This window comes from Bradyrhizobium neotropicale, assembly GCF_001641695.1.
Lineage (GTDB): Bacteria > Pseudomonadota > Alphaproteobacteria > Rhizobiales > Xanthobacteraceae > Bradyrhizobium > Bradyrhizobium neotropicale.
The window spans coordinates 14,960-31,556 of record NZ_LSEF01000124.1 but is presented as its reverse complement, the minus strand read 5'-3'; the positions used below and the strand labels follow the sequence as shown (position 1 = coordinate 31,556).

The window sequence follows — 16,597 nt, the reverse complement described above, 5'->3', positions numbered from 1 at the left end:
GCAAAGGGTTCAATCTAACCAGATCGTGATCTAGATTGCCGGGATGGACGACCATGCCGACCAGATCCGCAAGCCCCGCGCCGACGCCGTGCGCAATCGCGAGCGCGTGCTCGAGGCGGCGAAACTCGTGTTCAGCGCCGGCGGGCCCGAGGCGAGCCTGGAGGCCGTCGCCAAACGCGCCGGCGTCGGCATCGGCACGCTCTATCGGCATTTTCCGACTCGCGAGGACCTGTTCGAGGCGGTGTACCGGCGCGAGGTCGAACAGCTCAGCGAGCTCGCCGAGCAATTGAAGAATGCGAAGGATCCGGTCGACGCGCTGCGGCGCTGGCTGCGCTCGAACGTCGAATTCGTTGCCACCAAGAAGGGCATGTCGGCAGCGCTGGCACTGACATTCCAGAGCTCGTCGGAGCTCGCGGCTTTCTCGATGGACCGTCTGACCAAGGCGATCGGCTCGCTGCTCGATCGCGCGGTCGCGGCCGGCGAGATGCGCGGCGACGTCAGTCCCGAGGATCTGCTCCGTGCGCTGGTCGGCATGTGCTACATGCACGATCAGCCGGGTTGGCAATCGTCGGTGCTGCGAATGCTGGATGTGTTCGTCGACGGACTGCGCGTGCAGCCCGCCGGTAGGAGCAAAACGCGCACGGCCAAGCCGGCTAAATCGGCAGCGAAGCGGAAGCGATAGCACCGCGAGAGCTCAAAGGCACTCACCCGTTGTCGCAGTCGTGCTAGGATCGGCTCCGCCGGGACATCAACGCGGAGCCTGTCATGCGCATCGCAGCCTTGCTCATCGCACTCAGTGTCGCTCTCAGCCCGCTTCCGGCACACGCCGGCGACATCGCCGCCGCGCAAGACGTGATCCGCGCCCAAGAGCAGGCATTCGGCCGTGACGACGCAGCGGCCGCCTATTCCTACGCCGCACCGGCGATCAAGGAGATCTTCCCCGCCCCCGACATCTTCATGTCCATGGTGAAGAACGGCTACGCGCCGGTCTACCGGCACAAGGGTTTTGAGTTCGGCGACAGCAAGAGCGAAGGCAACTGGATCGCGCAGCGCGTCCACATCATCGACGCCGATGGCGAGGCCTGGGAAGCGCTCTACACGCTCGAGCAGCAGAGCGACGGCACCTACAAGATCACCGGCTGCTCGCTATTGAAGGCGGGACAGGCGGTTTAGGTGGCGAAGCCCGCCTTCACCGAATTCATCCGCGACCGGATCAGCAGCGCCACGACAATGCCGACATTGAGCGCGTTCCAGGCGACACCATTGGCGAACGCCGCGGCATATGAGCCGGTGGCGTCGAAGATCACGCCCGACACCCAGCCGCCGAAGGACATGCCGAACACGGAGGCGAAGATCACGATGCCGACGCGGGTTGCCGCCTCGCTCGCCGGCATCGCCTCGCGCACGATGATGGCGTAGCTCGGCACGATGCCGCCCTGGAACAGGCCGAACATCGCAGAGATCAGATAGAGCGAGGAGAGGCTGTCGAAGAATAGGTAGAACACCAGCGCAAAGCCCTGCGCCACCGATCCGACCAGCAGCGTGCGGATGCCGCCGATCTTGTCGGCGAGAAAGCCGGAGCCGATGCGGCTGACGATGCCGCAAGCCATCATCAGCGACAGCATCTCGGCCCCGCGCGCCACGCCGTAGCCGAGATCGCCGCAATAGGCGACGATGTGGACCTGTGGCATCGCCATGGCGACGCAGCAGGAGATGCTGGCGATCGAGAGCAGCACCGTCAGCGTGTTGGTCGAGAGCTTCAGATCAACCCGCGGCGGCGGTGCGTTGGCGTGGTTGCGGACCTTGTCGTCGCCCATCTGCATGCGCAGGACCAGCACCAGGATCGTCATCAGGCTCGCGCAGACGATGCCGATGCCGATATGGGTCGTGCGCCAGCCGACGGTCTGCATGCCCCAGCTCACGATCGGCGGCCACATCGTGCCGGCGACATAATTGCCGCTCGCGACGATGGTCACGGCAAGCCCGCGATAGCGCTCGAACCAGTGCGAGGCCTCCGCCATCAAGGGCGCGAAGGTCGCCGACGTGCCGAGGCCGATCAGGAAATAGGCCGCCACGAATTGCCAGAGCTGGCTCGACAGCGCCGCCAGCACGTTGGCGACACCGAGAAAGGCGATGCTGATCGCCATCGCCGGCACGATGCCGAACCGGTCGGTGATCTTTCCAGCGATCACCCCGCCGAGACCGAAGCCGAACATCATCAGGGTGAAGGCCAGCGACACGGCGCCGCGCGTGGCGCCGAATTCGGACTGCACCACGGGAATCACGACCACGACCGCCCACATGCCGACCGCCCCGATCGAGCCGATCAGGAGCGCGATGACGAGCCGCACCCAGGCCTGACGGGAATCAGGGGTGAATGACGACGGTCGCTGTCCGGGATGATTTGGTGCGTGCACGGGCGGGACCATGTTCGCTGATCGCCTCGTGGTCAAGCATCGTGCCGCGATATTGGGCATGCGCGGTGCGCTGCGGTAAGAAGAGCTTGGCGGAACCGCGCTTTGCCATTAGTTTGCAATCTGCGTGTGCAACACTGCCGCGTAAAGAGCATGTCGACGGGATGTTGTTGCAATTGACGCGATCGATGCGGATCAAGGTGGGGCGGCTGGTCGCCCTCGCCTATCTGTTCTGCGTCCTCGCGCCGGCCGCGGCTCTCGCCTGGGGGCACGGCCCCGCACCGTGTCTCGATGACGCGGTGCTGGCCGATCTTGTCCCGAATCATCACGAGACGGCTGCGAGTCACATGCATGGCAGCGCGTCGCATGACCACGCCGGCACGCACGCTCATCAGCACGCCGCACAGGACGCGCCCGCCAAACACCATCATGACGGCAAGGGCGCACCCGGCCCTTGCTGCGCGATGATGTGCGTGAGCGCGCTGCCGGTCTCGCTGCCCGACCTCGCCAAGCCGATCCAGCCGGTCTCCGCCTGCGCCCCGGATATCGTCGCCAGCCTGCACAGCGAGGCGCCGCCCCTGCTCTACCGCCCTCCGATCGCCTGACCTGACGTGACGACATGAGGCCAACGCGCGTTTTCGCGCGCATGCGCCTGTGATCATCAGACAGATCAGGAATAGACCATGCTTACGCTTCTCGGAGCGAGGTTCGCCGCCGCATCTTCGGCGCGTGGACGACACCTGCGATTCAATTGGCCGCTGCTGGCCGCGCTCGTGCTGTCCGGCTGCATGCCGGCCACGCCGCCGCTGCCAGGTGCTGATCCCGCCGATCCGGCGGCGAGGGTCGCACGCGTCGGCTATCGCTCGACGATCGCGCCCTATGACAGCCTGCGGCCTGCCGAGCCTGGACCGTGGCGCGAGCGCAACGACAGCGCTGCGCCTCAACCCAAAACTCAACCCAAGCCGGACCGGTAGGAGCGCGCCATGGCAAATCATTTTGCACGCGGCCTGCTTGCTCTTGCCGCGCTTGGCCTGTCCGGCTGCGCCGCCTTCTCACCAGACAGCGGCATGAATGCGGTGTCCGAGCTCACCAGCCAAAGCATCGGCAAAGACGTCGCCTTCGTCCGCTCCGCCGACGGCGCGGCTGCGGTGAGTGACACCGTCCGCCGCCTGCTGTCGCGCACGCTGAGCACTGAGGCGGCCGTGCAGATCGCGCTCCTCAACAACAAGGGACTACAAACGTCCTATAACGAGCTGGCGCTGGCCGAGACCGAGCTCGTGGAACAGAGCCTGCCGCCGAATCCCGTGTTCTCCATCTCGCGGATCTCCGGCGATGGCGCAAGCGAGATCGAGCGCCAGGTCGTCGGCGACATTCTTGCGCTGGCAACCCTGCCGATCCGCTCCGACATCGCCCGCGACCGTTTCCGCCAGGCACAGTTGCGCGCGGCACTTGCCACGTTGCGGCTCGCCGCCGACGTGCGCCGCGTCTATGTCCGCACTGTTGCCGCCAACGAGATGGTGGCGCTACTGACCGACGCGAAGTCGACGGCGGAATCGACCGCGCGGCTTGCTGTAAAACTCGGCGAGACCGGATCGATCAACAAGCTCGATCAGGCCCGCGAGCAGGTTTTTTACGCCGAGACCACCGCCGACCTCGCCACCGCGCGGCAGGCAGCGACCAGCGCACGGGAAAAGCTCGCGCGCCTGATGGGCCTGTGGGACGGCGGCCTCGATTTCCGGCTCCCCAACGCATTGCCGCCGCTACCGCGGCGGCCGCTTTCGTTGCCCTCGATCGAGGCCGATGCCGTGGCCCATCGGATCGATCTCCAGATCGCGCGCCTGGAGCTGACGGCGCTGGCAAAGTCGCTGAACCTCACCGAGGCGACGCGCTTCGTCACCCTGCTCGATCTCGCCGGCATCTCCCGCCGCACCCAGGATCCGGAAGGCCCGCCGTTCCGCGAGCGCGGCTTCGACGTGCTATTCCAGATCCCGATCTTCGACGGCGGCGAAGTGCGCGTGCGGCAGGCGGCGGAGACCTACAACCTCGCTTTCAATCGCCTGACCGAGCGCGCCGTCAATGTCCGCTCGGAGGCGCGCGATGCCTATCGGGTCTACCGATCCACCTACGACATCGCGAGCCACTACCAGCGCGAGATCCTGCCGCTGCGCAAGATCATCACCGAGGAGATGCAGCTCCGCTTCTCCTCCATGCAGGTCGATATCTTCGCGCTCCTGACCGAGGCACGCCAACGTCTCGCCTCGCTGCGCGGGGCGATCGATGCCAAGCAAAGCTTCTTCCTCGCGCAGTCCGACTTGCAGACCGCCGTCAACGGCGGCGGCGCGCCATCGGGCGGCAGCGACATTCCGACAACCATTGCCGCGGCAGNCCTGCCGATGGCGGCCACTGAAACGGAGACAGAGATGTTTTCCCGCCGAGGATTTTTGGGCACCGCCGCGCTTGCCAGCGCATCGGCAATCAGCGGCCGCGTCCAGGCCGCAGCGATTCCGGAAGCCCCGCACATGGACAAGGTGGTGATGCAGCCGCCACTGTACCCGACGAACGGGCCGGACTATCGCCCCGTCGTCACGCTCAACGGCTGGACGCTGCCGTTCCGCATGAATGGCGACTGGAAGGAATTCCATCTCGTCGCCGAGCCCGTGGTGCGCGAATTCGCCGAAGGCATGAAGGTCAATCTCTGGGGCTATAACGGCCAGTCGCCGGGTCCCACCATCGAAGCGGTGGAGGGCGACAAGGTCCGCATCTTCGTCACCAACCGCTTGCCCGAATACACCACCGTGCACTGGCACGGCATGATCGTGCCGAGCGGCATGGACGGTGTCGGCGGGCTGAACCAGCCGCACATCCCGTCTGGAAAGACCTTCGTCTACGAGTTCGAGATGAAGAAGAGCGGGACCTTCATGTACCACCCGCATTCCGACGAGATGGTGCAGATGGCGATGGGCATGATGGGCATGGTCGTCGTGCATCCGCGCGATCCGAATTTCCGTTCCGTCGACCGCGACTTCGTCTTCGTGATGAGCACCTATCGCGTCGACCCCGGCACCTACCTGCCGAAGGTCAACGAGATGACCGACTTCAACATGTGGACCTGGAATTCGAGGGTGTTTCCCGGCATCGATCCCCTGCCGGTCAGGCTCGGCGACAAGGTGCGCGTGCGCATCGGCAATCTCAGCATGACCAATCATCCGATCCATCTGCACGGCCACAGCTTTGCCGTGACCTGCACCGACGGCGGGTGGATTGCGGAGAGCGCGCAATATCCGGAGACGACGACCGACGTGCCGGTCGGCGCCGTGCGCGTGTTCGACGTGCTCGCCGACAATCCCGGCGACTGGGCGTTCCACTGCCACAAGTCGCATCACACCATGAACGCGATGGGCCACGACATGCGCAACATGATCGGCGTGTCGCGCAAGGATCTGGTGCGCGCCGTCGGCAAGCTCGCGCCGGACGCGATGGTGATGGGCCAGGCCGGCATGGCGATGGGCAACATGGAGATGCCCGCGCCCGACAACACGCTACCGATGATGACGGGCGCGGGCCAATTCGGCCCGATCGAGATGGGCGGCATGTTCACGGTGATGAAGATCCGCGAGGGGATGGCGCGCGACGACTATCGCGATCCCGGCCCCTATCAATTCCCGCAAGGCACCGTTGCCTACGAGGTCGAGGCGCCTGATGCGGCACCGGCGCGGCAACCAGGCGCGCCGGCGAAGAAGATGTAACCGCTCATTTCGACGAACCATCAACTGGAGACCAAGATGAAGAAGAAAACGATCATCACACTGGCGGCACTCTCGCTTTTGGCCGCGCCCGCCATCGCGCACGAAAATCATCGGCACGAGAGCTTTTCGGCCGGCGAGCCCGGCGATCCCAGCAAGCCCGCGCGCACCATCGAGATCGCGATGAGCGAGATGGACTATGAGCCATCGAGGATCGAGGTCAAACGCGGCGAGCAGATCCGCTTCGTGCTGCGCAATGTCGGCACGGAGGACCATGAATTCCTGCTCGCCACCAAAAAGGAGAATCTCGCGCACGCGGAGGTGATGAAGAAGCATCCGCACATGGAGCACGACGACCCCAACGGGGTGCGGCTCGCGCCGAAAAAGACGGCCGAGATCCTCTGGAAGTTCACCAAGGCCGGCACGTTCGAATTTTCCTGCCTGATCCCCGACCACCGCGACTACGGCATGGTCGGCCACGTCACCGTGAAGTGAGCCATGGAGCGAATCATGAAACCGATCATCCGACTGACCGCATCGCTCGCGCTGACGCTGGGCCTGTCCCTGGGCGCAGCCGCGCAAGGAGCCTCCATCAACGGCGAGGTGAAGAAGATCGACGAGGCCGCCGGCAAGATCACCCTGAAGCACGGCCCCGCCAAGAGCCTCGGCATGGATGAGCCCATGACCATGGTCTACCGCGTCAAGGACCCCGCTTTGCTCAAGCAGGTGAAGGTCGGCGACAAGGTGACCTTCGAGGCCGAGGAGGCGGCGGCGGGGTATACCGTGACGACGATGCAGAAGGCGAAGTAGGCATTCCACCATGGTCATTCCGGGGCGCGCCTCTTGGCGCGAGCTATGATGCGCAATTGCGCATCTGAGAATCCATGCCTCCACAACGCTTGCGGCACGACGGATTCCGGGTTCGCCCTCCGGGCGCCCCGGAACGACATCCCGAGAAGCCCGAAACACCCCGGTCCACCCTCCTACCGCACCCTCCGTTAACCCTTTGCTAACCATACACCGGGCAAAAATTGCCGGGTGAAGTCGAGTGTCGTCAGCCGCGTAAAACGGGAGCCCCCGTGGACGCCAGTGCGGTGCCTCACTTTCGGAGCGGTGGCCCATCGGCCACCGCGCAGGCGTTTGGGGCGCGCGGGCGGCAATCGCGCGGGGAGGCAGCTACCATGGTCGACGTCACCGCGGGACAGGGCGTAGGCGGCGCGAAGCCCACCCTCCCCTCCCTCACCGAAATCGGCAACATCCTCAAGCGCGGTGACATCGCGCTGGCGCTTGGCATCCTCACCATCCTCGTGGTGCTGATCCTACCCCTGCCCGCGATCGTGCTGGACCTGTTCCTGGCGATCTCGATCACGCTCTCGATCCTGATCCTGATGACGGCGCTGTTCATCCAGGCGCCGCTGGAATTCTCCGCCTTCCCGACCATCCTGCTGATCTCGACCATGCTGCGGCTGTCGCTCAACATGGCCTCGACCCGCCTGATCCTGTCGCACGGGCACGAGGGCACGGATGCGGCCGGTCACGTCATCGAAGCCTTCGGCAGCTTCGTGATGGGCGGCAATTTCGTGATCGGAATCATCGTCTTCGCCATCCTGATCATCGTCAACTTCGTCGTCATCACCAAGGGTTCGGGCCGCATCGCCGAAGTCGCCGCGCGCTTTCACCTCGATGCCATGCCCGGCAAGCAGATGGCGATCGACGCCGACCTCTCGGCCGGTCTGATCGACGAGAAGGTCGCCAAGGAGCGGCGCAAGGCGCTGGAGGACGAGAGCGGCTTCTTCGGCGCCATGGACGGTGCCTCGAAATTCGTCCGCGGCGATGCCATCGCCGGTCTTTTGATCGTCTTCATCAACGTCGTCGGCGGCATGATCATCGGCGTCGCGCAGCAGGGCCTGTCCTTTGCGGACGCCGGGCGCAGCTACACGCTGCTGACGGTCGGCGACGGCCTCGTCACGCAGGTGCCGGCGCTGATCGTCTCGACCGCGGCAGGCCTGCTCGTCTCCAAGGCCGGTGTCTCCGGCGCGGCCGACAAGGCGCTGATGAAGCAGTTCTCCGGCTACCCGCAGGCCCTCGCGATGTCCTCGGCGGTAATGCTCGTTCTGGCCGCCCTGCCGGGCATTCCGACCATCCCGTTCCTCGCGCTCGGGGCCGGCGCCGGCGCGCTGGCCTGGCAGGCGCGCAACCACAAGAAGACCGCCGTCAAGGCCGAGGAAGCCGCCAAGAGTGTCCCTGCTGCCGGAACGCCCGGCGCGCCGGGCGCCGCCGCAGCGGAAGAGCCGATCTCAGCGGCGCTGAAGATCGACGACCTCAAGATTGAGCTGGGCTACGCGCTTCTGCCGCTCGTCAACGGCCCCGACGGCACCGACCGCCTCACCGAGCAGATCAAGGCGCTGCGCCGCTCGCTCGCGATCGAGATGGGTTTTGTGATGCCGGCGGTGCGCATCCTCGACAATGTCCAGCTCGAAGCCAACACCTACATCATCAAGATCAAGGAGGTCGACGCCGGCACCGGCAAGATCTGGCCGAACCAGTTCATGGTCATGGACCCCGGCGGCAATCAGGTCCAGGTGCCCGGCATCCACACCACCGAGCCGACCTTCGGCCTGCCCGCGACCTGGGTCGATGCCAGCCTCAAGGAGGAGGCCTCGCTCAAGGGCTACACCGTCGTCGATGCCGCCACCGTGCTTTCGACCCATCTCACCGAGCTGCTCAAGGCCAACATGTCCGACCTGTTGTCTTACGGCGAGGTGCAGAAGCTGCTCAAGGAGCTGCCGAAAGAGCAGAGCGAGCTGGTCAAGGACATCGTGCCGGCGCAGGTCACGGTCTCCGGTATCCAGCGCGTGCTGCAGCTGCTGCTCGCCGAACGCATCTCGATCCGCGACCTCTCCACCATCCTCGAAGGCATCGCCGACTCCCTCGCCTTCTCGCGCAATCCCGCCACCATGGTCGAGCACGTCCGTGCCCGTCTGGCGCGGCAGATCTGCGCGCAGAACACCTCCTACAACGGCTACCTGCCGCTGATCGCGCTGTCGGCGCGGTGGGAGCAGGCCTTTGCCGAGTCCATCGTCGGCCAGGGCGAAGAGCGCAGCCTTGCAATGCAGCCTTCGAAACTGTCGGAGTTCATGACCGCCGTGCGCGAAGCGTTCGAGCGTGCCGCGCGCGAAGGCGAAGCGCCGGTGCTGGTCACCTCTGCGGCTATTCGTCCTTTCGTGCGGTCTCTGGTCGAGCGGTTCCGCGCCCAGACCACCGTGCTGTCGCAGGCGGAAATCCACCCCAGGGCGAGGTTGAAAACGGTCGGAAGCGTCTGATTTGCCTTAAGAAGCCGTGTGTTTTTCAGCCACAGGCAAATGGTTTTTGAGTTCCTGGCGCCTTGTCGACCAGATGCCGTTCAGGCGCCGTACAGGTACATTACAGCCTTGAAATAATTATATTATCGAACAGGCCGCAGCCGATTCTGATCGCGGCCGTTCACGTCCTTTCACGCTCTTGTGATCCCCCCTTGGGAACGAATCCTCCCCATACTAGGTTGTTGGGCATCGGAAGCATGAACCTGCCCGAACAGGGTAGCGACTACTTCGGGTAGATGGCGGCAGGAGGCTTCCATGAACCACTCGATCTACAGCGCGGATCGCTCGACCCATCTGAAGGTGGTGGTCGTGGCGCTCGTCGCAGGGATCGCGGTGGCAGGCCTCGGCATCGCGGCACGCTCGGGTTCGGATGAAGGTCTGACCCAAACCGCCCGCGTCATCAAGGCCGGCAAGCCAGTCGCTATCACCAGCTCGAACGGATCTCTCGTTCGCTAAGGAGTTTTGACGAGTTTCAGGAATTCACGCGGCTCTTTACCAGCCCCCCAAAGTCGCCACGTGGATATGTAGACGACCCCAACCCCAAGTCGACTACGGAAAGCGCCCGCCCCCCACGGGCGCTTTCTCATTTCTGGACCAAACTCGTCATTGCGAACGCAGCAAGGTCCACGGCACGCACGTCCCGACACTATCGCGCCCCATAGGTCGGTGGCGGCGCCTGCACGGTTGGCGCGGCGGCGGCGAAGAGGTCGTCCTTGCTGCGCGAGAGCGGCGGGTAGATGCGCTTGCAATTGATGGTCTGCTTGGTCGCCTTCGCGGCTGCACCAGTCGTGCGCACCTCGCGGTCCCATCCTTCGGTGTAGAGCGCGCCCCAATCGCCGAGATCGAGCACGGTTACGTACCAGTCGATCCGCAGCGGCAGCATCGGCTGGCCGGCGAGATCGGCCACCACATTGTGGCCGGCGAAGCGGCCCATGGGACGGGCGAACTGGCAGGACATCACGGTTGGATGCAGCCCGTCGACCACGCTCGAGGCGACATCGCCGGCGGCGAAAACCCCAGGCAAATCCGCAACCCGCATGAAGGGATCGACCAGCAGCCGCCCGAGGCGATCGCGCGCACCCGGCAGGCTGGCAGCAAGCGGGCTTGCACGCATGCCCGCGCACCAGACCACCGTCTGCGTTGCGATGACTTCGCCGGAGCTCAGACGAATGCCGGCAGCCGCGATGGACTCGACCCGCACGCCGAGACGCGTCTCCACCTCGAGCGAAGACAGGGCCGTCTCAATGACGGGGCGCGCGTGCTCGCCGATGGTTGCGCCGACCACGGGGTTGGGATCAACCAGGATGACGCGGCGGCCGCCAGTGATGCCGGCGCGCGCCAGCCGGGCCGGCATTTCGGTTGCAACCTCGATACCGGTAAAACCCGCACCAACCACGACGACCGTCGCGCGCCCCGGTGACGGCGCGCTGTGTCCGAGCACCGCGAGATGGGCCTCGAGGCGCAGCGCCGCGGCATAGGTGTCGACGTCGAAGCCATGCTGCGCGAGCCCCGGAATGTCGGGGGGCATCACTTCGCTGCCGAGCGCGAGCACCAGGCGGTCGTAAGCCAGCGTCTCGTCGCCGCGGCTCGTGACGAGCGATATCTCGCGTCGCGCCGGGGCGATGGCCTCAACCTCTCCGATGCCGTGGCTGACGCCGATCGGATCGAGCAGTTGCGGAAGCGGAAGCGCGACCTCGCTCAGGTCGACCTCGTAATTGCGCACGCGGATGTTGTGATAGGGATTGCGGTCGACGAGATGAATCTCGATGTCGGTCGCGCCGATCTCCGCGCGCATGCGCGCGGCACCGATGGCGGCCCACAGCCCTGCAAATCCGGCGCCGAGCACGACGATACGCGCCATGTCCGCCTACTGCGTTGTCCTCGATAAGTCCGAAAAGCTCGTCACAACCTGTATAGCGCATCCGACCGGACAGACCAACCGCAACGGCCCCGACCGGCGATGCAGAATTGCGGCTGGGGCTTACACCCCGCGCAATTCCGATGGCGTTGCGCCGAAGCGCTTGCGGAAGGCGCGGTTGAAGTAGGACAAGTCGGAAAAGCCTGCCGAATGCGCGATGTCGCTGATCTTGCGCGCCCTGGCGCGGGGATCACCGAGCAGTTTTCGCGCGAGGAGGAGCCGTTGTTCCAGCACGAATTCGGTGAAGGTCGTGCCGGCCTGCTCGAACAGCCGCTGCGCCTGGCGCGGGCTCAGCCCCGAGCGCGCCGCGACCTCGGACAGGCAGAGATCGTTGCGGCCGAGCGCGGCCATCACGTCGGCGCGCATCAGATCGAGACGCGCCGCCGCCTGCCCACGGCCGCGCGCGAGGCTTGCGTGCTCGGCATCGGTGCCGAGCAGGAGGCCGACGAGATCGACCATGTGTTGCGCGGTCAGGCGTTGGCCGATGGCATCGAGATGCGGGCCGTTATTGGCGGCGAGCGCGTGATAGCGGAAGATGGTTTCGGCGACCGCACCGTCGGAGAGGACCTGCGAGAGCTTGTCCTCGGCGCGCGGGCTGATCTCGAGCAGCGCACGGCGCGGCATGCGAATGGTGGTGAATCGGTCCTGATCGGTGTGGCCGACCGCGCCGGTGACGCTCATGTCGGCAAGCATCATCTGCGACGGCGCTAGCTCGATGGGGCGGCGGTTTTGCTCGACGCGGACGAGGCCCGCATGCGCTGAGATCAGCACGAGATCATCGCTGCCGTCGGCGAGGCTGCTCTGCGTGCGCGAATATTGCGCCGAGGTGCCTTCGGGAATGGCGAGCGCGATGTCTCCGATCACACTGATCTGCAGCCGGCAATCGATGCTGTCGCCATGGCTCGGCCCGACATCGAGGCCGCATGGCCCGCAGGCCCTGTCGCGCCACTGCTCGAATGCGGGGCCGCGCGGCAGCCCTGCATATTGGTGAAAGAAGATGCCCGGCGTCTTCGCTGCATCCATTTGACTTCTCGCCCTTGCCCTCTCCAGCGCAGCAACTTGCGCCGCCGAAACTCGATTGCGCGCATTTGACGCAGCGAACTGCACTGAGGTTCAAAGAGCAGAGAAAAGCGGGGTTGGCTTGTCGGAATGCGACGGAGAAATGGACAGTGGCGACATGATCGCCTCACGGGCGACGACTTCAACAGCGGCCTACTTCCTCGTCGGCGCCTGCGGCTGGGGCGGCGGCACGGTCTCGATCAGCTTGCCGGAAAATACCGGTGCCGAGGTCGGCTGGCCGCTCGGCGAGCCGCCGGCCTGCTCGACGGTGACGGCATAGGTCGCGTTGTTGACGACGTCGGCGTCGTAGGAGGCGAGCACCGGACGCGCGGTGAAGTCATTGGCGCCGATGACACCAAGCGAGCGCGGGCGCGGCAGCTTGTCGGAGATCAGCCAGAGCTCAAAGCTCTTGCCGGGCTCCGGCGTCGCGCCGACCTTGCGCACCGTGAAATTCCTGGTCGCGCCATCAATGGTGAGGATGAAGGCGGGGCCGCCATTCGGGCCTTGCAACAGCGCGACATATTGCGAGGGCGGCAGGACCGGCGCGGCGGGCGCCTTCACCTCGACGGTCTGGATGCGCGGTGCGGGACGAAGCGCGCCGGGCAGCGCGTCGGGCTGAAATATCTGGAGCGACAGCGTCACAAGCAGCGCGGCCGCGAGCGCGCCGGCCACGGACGCGATGCTGCGCCAACGCTTCACGCGGCCTTCGAGGCGGATCACGCTGCGGTCGTCGACGACCGGAATGCTCGTGACGGGCGCGACGTGAGGATCGGGCGCGTGAACCTGCGGCACGAATTGCGGCACGAAGTCCGACGTGACGTCCGAGGCATCCTGCTGCGACACCGCGGCCGGCTCCGGCGCAGGTACTGGCGGCGGCGCATCGAGCAGCGCCGGCGGCTCCTGAGGTGCAGGTGGCTGCTCCGCGACCGCCGGCTCCTGCGCTGCGGATGGCTGCTGCGATGCGGCGGTCTGCGCAATCGCGAACTTGATGCTCTCCCACACGATCGGCCGCGGTTCGACCGATCCGACCATCTGGTTGAGAACGCCGAGGCGGAATTCCCAGGCCTGCACGATCGCGGCGAAGTCCTTGTCCACCGCCATCATGGCCTCGACCTGCGCGCGCTCGCCGGCCTCGAGCGTGCCGAGCGCATATTCGGCGGCGAGCGCGATTTGGTCTTCCGGGTAGGCCATCAGCGTCCTTCACCTCTCCCATAGGGAGAGGTCGATTTGCATCTGGCGATGCGAAGCATCGTCCAGTGTAAATCGGGTGAGGGGTTCAGGTCCCACGAGAGAGCGAGGCCCCTCACCCGCATTGCATCTTCCGATGCAACGCGACCTCTCCCTATGGGAGAGGTGAACTGAGAACGCCGCGCTGGCCTGTACACTCTCGTCATCCTCTAAAGTCCAAGACACTCCCGGATATCCATCATGCTGCGCCTCAGCCAGGTCTTCACCGTGTTGACGGGCGCGGCAAATTTCTCCGCCAGCTGCTCGCGGCTCCAGCCGTTGTAATAGGCGAGAAGCACGAGCCTCTGACGATCCGGCTCGAGCCGGCCGATACATTCCAGGAGCCGCTTCAATTCCTCCGTCATCTCCCGGCGAGCCAGGGGATCGGGACTGTCGGCCGCGACCTCCATCGCCTGAGGCTCTTCCTCGATGGAGGCTTCCGTCTTCTTGCGCACGAGGTCGATGGCACGGTTGCGCGCGATCGACGCCATCCACGTGATCGGCGACGACAGCGCGGGATTGAACTGGCCGGCGCTGTGCCAGATTCTGACGTAGGTTTCCTGAATGACCTCCTCTGCGAGATCCTGTCGACGCAAGATACGGAGCACGACGCCATAAAGTTTCGCGCGCGTGGCGCCGTAGAGACGCTCGAACGCCGCCTCATCGCCCTTCGCCACCGATGCGATCAGCCCGACCAGCTCTGCTGGCGTCAGCATTCAGCCCCCCAACACGCGCCGCCCTGTCGCTTCTCCGCGTGGGCCTTTGGCACCCTGCTACCATAGCGCGCGAAAAAGCCCGTGACCAAGGGGTGGGGACGCCACACTGTGGACAGCCAATACGAAAACCCGGACCTTGCGGGCCCGGGCTTCGCAAATTCTCGGCGAGAGGGTCGCTGGCGGCGCCCCTAGGCGATGGCGCCCATGCGGGCCCGCATCAGGCCGATGCTGTCGAGATCGGCCTGCTCGCGAGCGCTTTCCTCGGCGCGTTCGCGGGCCTGGTCGCGCTCGTCCAGCAACTCGACCTTTTTCAGCTCCTCGAAGGCCTCGCCCAGCACGGCCTTGGCCTCCTCGAGCTGGCCTTTCAGCTCGTCGGCCGAACGGGTCAGGTTCTCGCGGCGCTGGATCGCGGCCTTGGCATAGGTCGGATAAGCGAAATGCGAGGGATCGTTGATCCCGGCGCGCTCCTGCTCGGTCAGGATCTCGCGCTCGAGGTCGGTCGACATCCGCTGGAAGTCGGCGATCATGGTCTCGATCTGGGCGACCCTGCGGCGCTTCTCGTCGACCTGAAACTTCTTCAGACGGATGAGGGTTTCACGTGACTTCATCGACTCGTACTCCCCAGAAGTCCCCTAGCTGCACGTGGGACGACACCGGTCTCCCCACAGGCCCGATTGGGGCCCAGACCGGCTTGGCTACTCTGTGGGAGCGGATGATGAACTGACAAAGTTAGCGTTCCGTTTCCAAATCGGCGAGGATTTGCGCCAACTGGCGGTAGCCGTCCGAAAGGGATGCACTTTCGTCCTTGCGCTGCCGAAGAAACGCCTCCAGCGGCTCGTGGAGCCGGATCGCCTCGTCGACCTCCGGGCTGGAGCCGGCCCGGTAGGCGCCCAGCCGGATCAATTCCTCCATGTCGGCATAGGTCGCCATCACCTGGCGCGCCCGCTGGATGGTCGGCCAGAACTGCGGGTCGGCCGATTTCGGCATGGTGCGGGAGACGGATTTGAGGATGTTGATCGCGGGGTAGCGGCCGCGCTCGGCGATCGAGCGCTGCATCACAATATGCCCGTCGAGGATGCCGCGGACCGCGTCCGCGATCGGCTCGTTATGATCGTCGCCGTCGACCAGCACCGTGAAGATCGCGGTGATGGCGCCCTCGCCCAAGCCCGGACCGGCGCGCTCGAGCAGCTTCGGCAGTTCAGTAAAGACGGTCGGCGTATAGCCCTTGGCGGTCGGCGGTTCGCCGGCGGAGAGCCCGATCTCGCGCTGCGCCATGGCAAAGCGCGTCACCGAGTCCATCAGGCACAGGACATCCTTGTCCTCGTCGCGGAAATATTCGGCGACCGCGAGGGTGAGATAGGCGGCCTGGCGCCGCATCAAGGCCGGCTCGTCCGAGGTCGCGACCACCACGACGGAGCGGGCCAGCCCCTCCTCGCCGAGATCGTCCTGCAAGAATTCCTGCACCTCGCGGCCGCGTTCGCCGATCAGCCCGATGACGCTGACATCGGCGTCGACGTTGCGCGCGAGCATCGAGAGCAGCACGGATTTGCCGACGCCGGAGCCGGCGAAGATGCCCATGCGCTGGCCGCGGCAGCAGGTAAGAAAAGTGTTCATCGCGCGCACGCCGAGATCGAGCGGCGCGCCGACGCGCTTGCGCGAATGCGCCGGCGGCGGCGCGTTGCGGAACGGCATCGGCGAGGTTCCCTGCGGCAGCGGCCCCTTGCCGTCGATCGGCTCACCCAGCGCATTGACGACCCGGCCGAGCCAGGCCGCAGAGGGCCGCACCTGGTTGGCGGCGTTGGCGATGACGGCCTTGCAGCCGCGGCGTACACCGTCGAGACCTGCGAATGGCATCACCACAGCGTTGCTGCCGGAGAACCCGATCACCTCGCAGGGGATGGAACGGTTGGCGCCGGTCTCGATCACGAGCCGCGCCCCCACCGACATGGCGTGAATGGGCCCGGCCACCTCGACCATCAGGCCGCGCACGCCCACAACACGGCCATAAATATTGACGCCATCGATATCGCCGATCTGTTCGGCCAGAGCCTTCATGCGGCTAGCGCCTTGATGAATTTGGACTTCATGGAGAAAAGCTTAAGTTTCGCCATATTTCGGAACGGCGCTTAACTTCGTGTTTACCCGCATCATTAATCAT

The 16,597-nt window shown here is 65.4% G+C and carries 16 protein-coding genes and 1 pseudogene; 10 read left to right on the top strand and 7 right to left on the bottom strand.

The features are described 5' to 3' along the window. The first annotated feature begins 43 nt into the window (after positions 1 to 43). Both AXW67_RS39410 and AXW67_RS39405 read left to right on the top strand, forming a co-directional pair. The gene (locus AXW67_RS39410) at positions 44 to 682 is read left to right on the top strand and encodes a TetR/AcrR family transcriptional regulator (RefSeq protein WP_063682235.1); all 639 of its coding nucleotides are present in this window, start codon (positions 44 to 46) and stop codon (positions 680 to 682) included. Positions 683 to 765: 83 nt separating this feature from the next. Continuing rightward, positions 766 to 1,173 carry a DUF4864 domain-containing protein gene (locus tag AXW67_RS39405; RefSeq protein ID WP_063682234.1) on the top strand — a complete coding sequence of 136 codons (408 nt, stop codon included), beginning with the start codon at positions 766 to 768 and terminating at the stop codon, positions 1,171 to 1,173. Here AXW67_RS39405 and AXW67_RS39400 read toward each other — a convergent pair. Beyond that, complete coding sequence (locus AXW67_RS39400; RefSeq protein WP_063682233.1) at positions 1,170 to 2,429, bottom strand: MFS transporter; 1,260 nt, start codon at positions 2,427 to 2,429, stop codon at positions 1,170 to 1,172. The two genes, AXW67_RS39405 and AXW67_RS39400, sit on opposite strands and share 4 nt — an antisense overlap. Here AXW67_RS39400 and AXW67_RS39395 point away from each other — a divergent pair. The 8 genes and pseudogenes from AXW67_RS39395 (at position 2,378) to AXW67_RS39365 (ending at position 9,975) form a co-directional block, all read left to right on the top strand. After that, positions 2,378 to 3,019 (top strand): urease accessory protein UreE, encoded by a 642-nt coding sequence (locus tag AXW67_RS39395; protein ID WP_245315893.1) that lies wholly within the window; start codon positions 2,378 to 2,380, stop codon positions 3,017 to 3,019. The two genes, AXW67_RS39400 and AXW67_RS39395, sit on opposite strands and share 52 nt — an antisense overlap. A gap of 78 nt (positions 3,020 to 3,097) precedes the next feature. Further along, positions 3,098 to 3,388, top strand: coding sequence for a hypothetical protein (locus AXW67_RS39390; protein ID WP_063682231.1), 291 nt, complete (start codon positions 3,098 to 3,100; stop codon positions 3,386 to 3,388). Positions 3,389 to 3,397: 9 nt separating this feature from the next. After that, a pseudogene (locus AXW67_RS41405) lies at positions 3,398 to 4,799 on the top strand (TolC family protein); the annotation flags it as partial. Between the two features lie 35 nt (positions 4,800 to 4,834). Next, positions 4,835 to 6,160, top strand: a complete 1,326-nt coding sequence (locus AXW67_RS39385; RefSeq protein WP_063682275.1) for a copper oxidase — start codon at positions 4,835 to 4,837, stop codon at positions 6,158 to 6,160. Positions 6,161 to 6,196: 36 nt separating this feature from the next. Then, complete coding sequence (locus tag AXW67_RS39380; RefSeq protein WP_063682230.1) at positions 6,197 to 6,652, top strand: cupredoxin domain-containing protein; 456 nt, start codon at positions 6,197 to 6,199, stop codon at positions 6,650 to 6,652. A gap of 15 nt (positions 6,653 to 6,667) precedes the next feature. Continuing rightward, positions 6,668 to 6,967 carry a copper-binding protein gene (locus AXW67_RS39375; RefSeq protein WP_063682274.1) on the top strand — a complete coding sequence of 100 codons (300 nt, stop codon included), beginning with the start codon at positions 6,668 to 6,670 and terminating at the stop codon, positions 6,965 to 6,967. 371 nt (positions 6,968 to 7,338) lie between these two features. Continuing rightward, positions 7,339 to 9,480: a flagellar biosynthesis protein FlhA gene (gene flhA, locus AXW67_RS39370; protein WP_063682229.1), complete on the top strand. Its 2,142-nt coding sequence runs from the start codon at positions 7,339 to 7,341 to the stop codon at positions 9,478 to 9,480. 294 nt (positions 9,481 to 9,774) lie between these two features. Beyond that, positions 9,775 to 9,975: a hypothetical protein gene (locus tag AXW67_RS39365; protein WP_027552733.1), complete on the top strand. Its 201-nt coding sequence runs from the start codon at positions 9,775 to 9,777 to the stop codon at positions 9,973 to 9,975. A gap of 190 nt (positions 9,976 to 10,165) precedes the next feature. Here the strand turns inward: AXW67_RS39365 and AXW67_RS39360 are convergent, their stop codons facing one another. From AXW67_RS39360 to fliI, 6 genes are all read right to left on the bottom strand, one after another. Continuing rightward, on the bottom strand, positions 10,166 to 11,380 hold the full coding sequence (locus AXW67_RS39360) for an NAD(P)/FAD-dependent oxidoreductase (RefSeq protein ID WP_063682228.1): 1,215 nt from the start codon (positions 11,378 to 11,380) through the stop codon (positions 10,166 to 10,168). A 120-nt stretch (positions 11,381 to 11,500) separates the two neighbouring features. Further along, positions 11,501 to 12,460 (bottom strand): helix-turn-helix transcriptional regulator, encoded by a 960-nt coding sequence (locus tag AXW67_RS39355; RefSeq protein WP_063682227.1) that lies wholly within the window; start codon positions 12,458 to 12,460, stop codon positions 11,501 to 11,503. A gap of 189 nt (positions 12,461 to 12,649) precedes the next feature. After that, a complete protein-coding gene (locus tag AXW67_RS39350; RefSeq protein ID WP_063682226.1) occupies positions 12,650 to 13,687 on the bottom strand; it encodes an anti-sigma factor in 1,038 nt (345 codons plus the stop codon). 206 nt (positions 13,688 to 13,893) lie between these two features. Beyond that, positions 13,894 to 14,439: a sigma-70 family RNA polymerase sigma factor gene (locus AXW67_RS39345; protein ID WP_063682225.1), complete on the bottom strand. Its 546-nt coding sequence runs from the start codon at positions 14,437 to 14,439 to the stop codon at positions 13,894 to 13,896. A gap of 188 nt (positions 14,440 to 14,627) precedes the next feature. Beyond that, positions 14,628 to 15,047: a flagellar export protein FliJ gene (gene fliJ, locus AXW67_RS39340; RefSeq protein WP_027552728.1), complete on the bottom strand. Its 420-nt coding sequence runs from the start codon at positions 15,045 to 15,047 to the stop codon at positions 14,628 to 14,630. Positions 15,048 to 15,168: 121 nt separating this feature from the next. Next, positions 15,169 to 16,494, bottom strand: coding sequence for a flagellar protein export ATPase FliI (gene fliI, locus AXW67_RS39335; protein ID WP_027552727.1), 1,326 nt, complete (start codon positions 16,492 to 16,494; stop codon positions 15,169 to 15,171). Positions 16,495 to 16,597 lie beyond the last annotated feature (103 nt).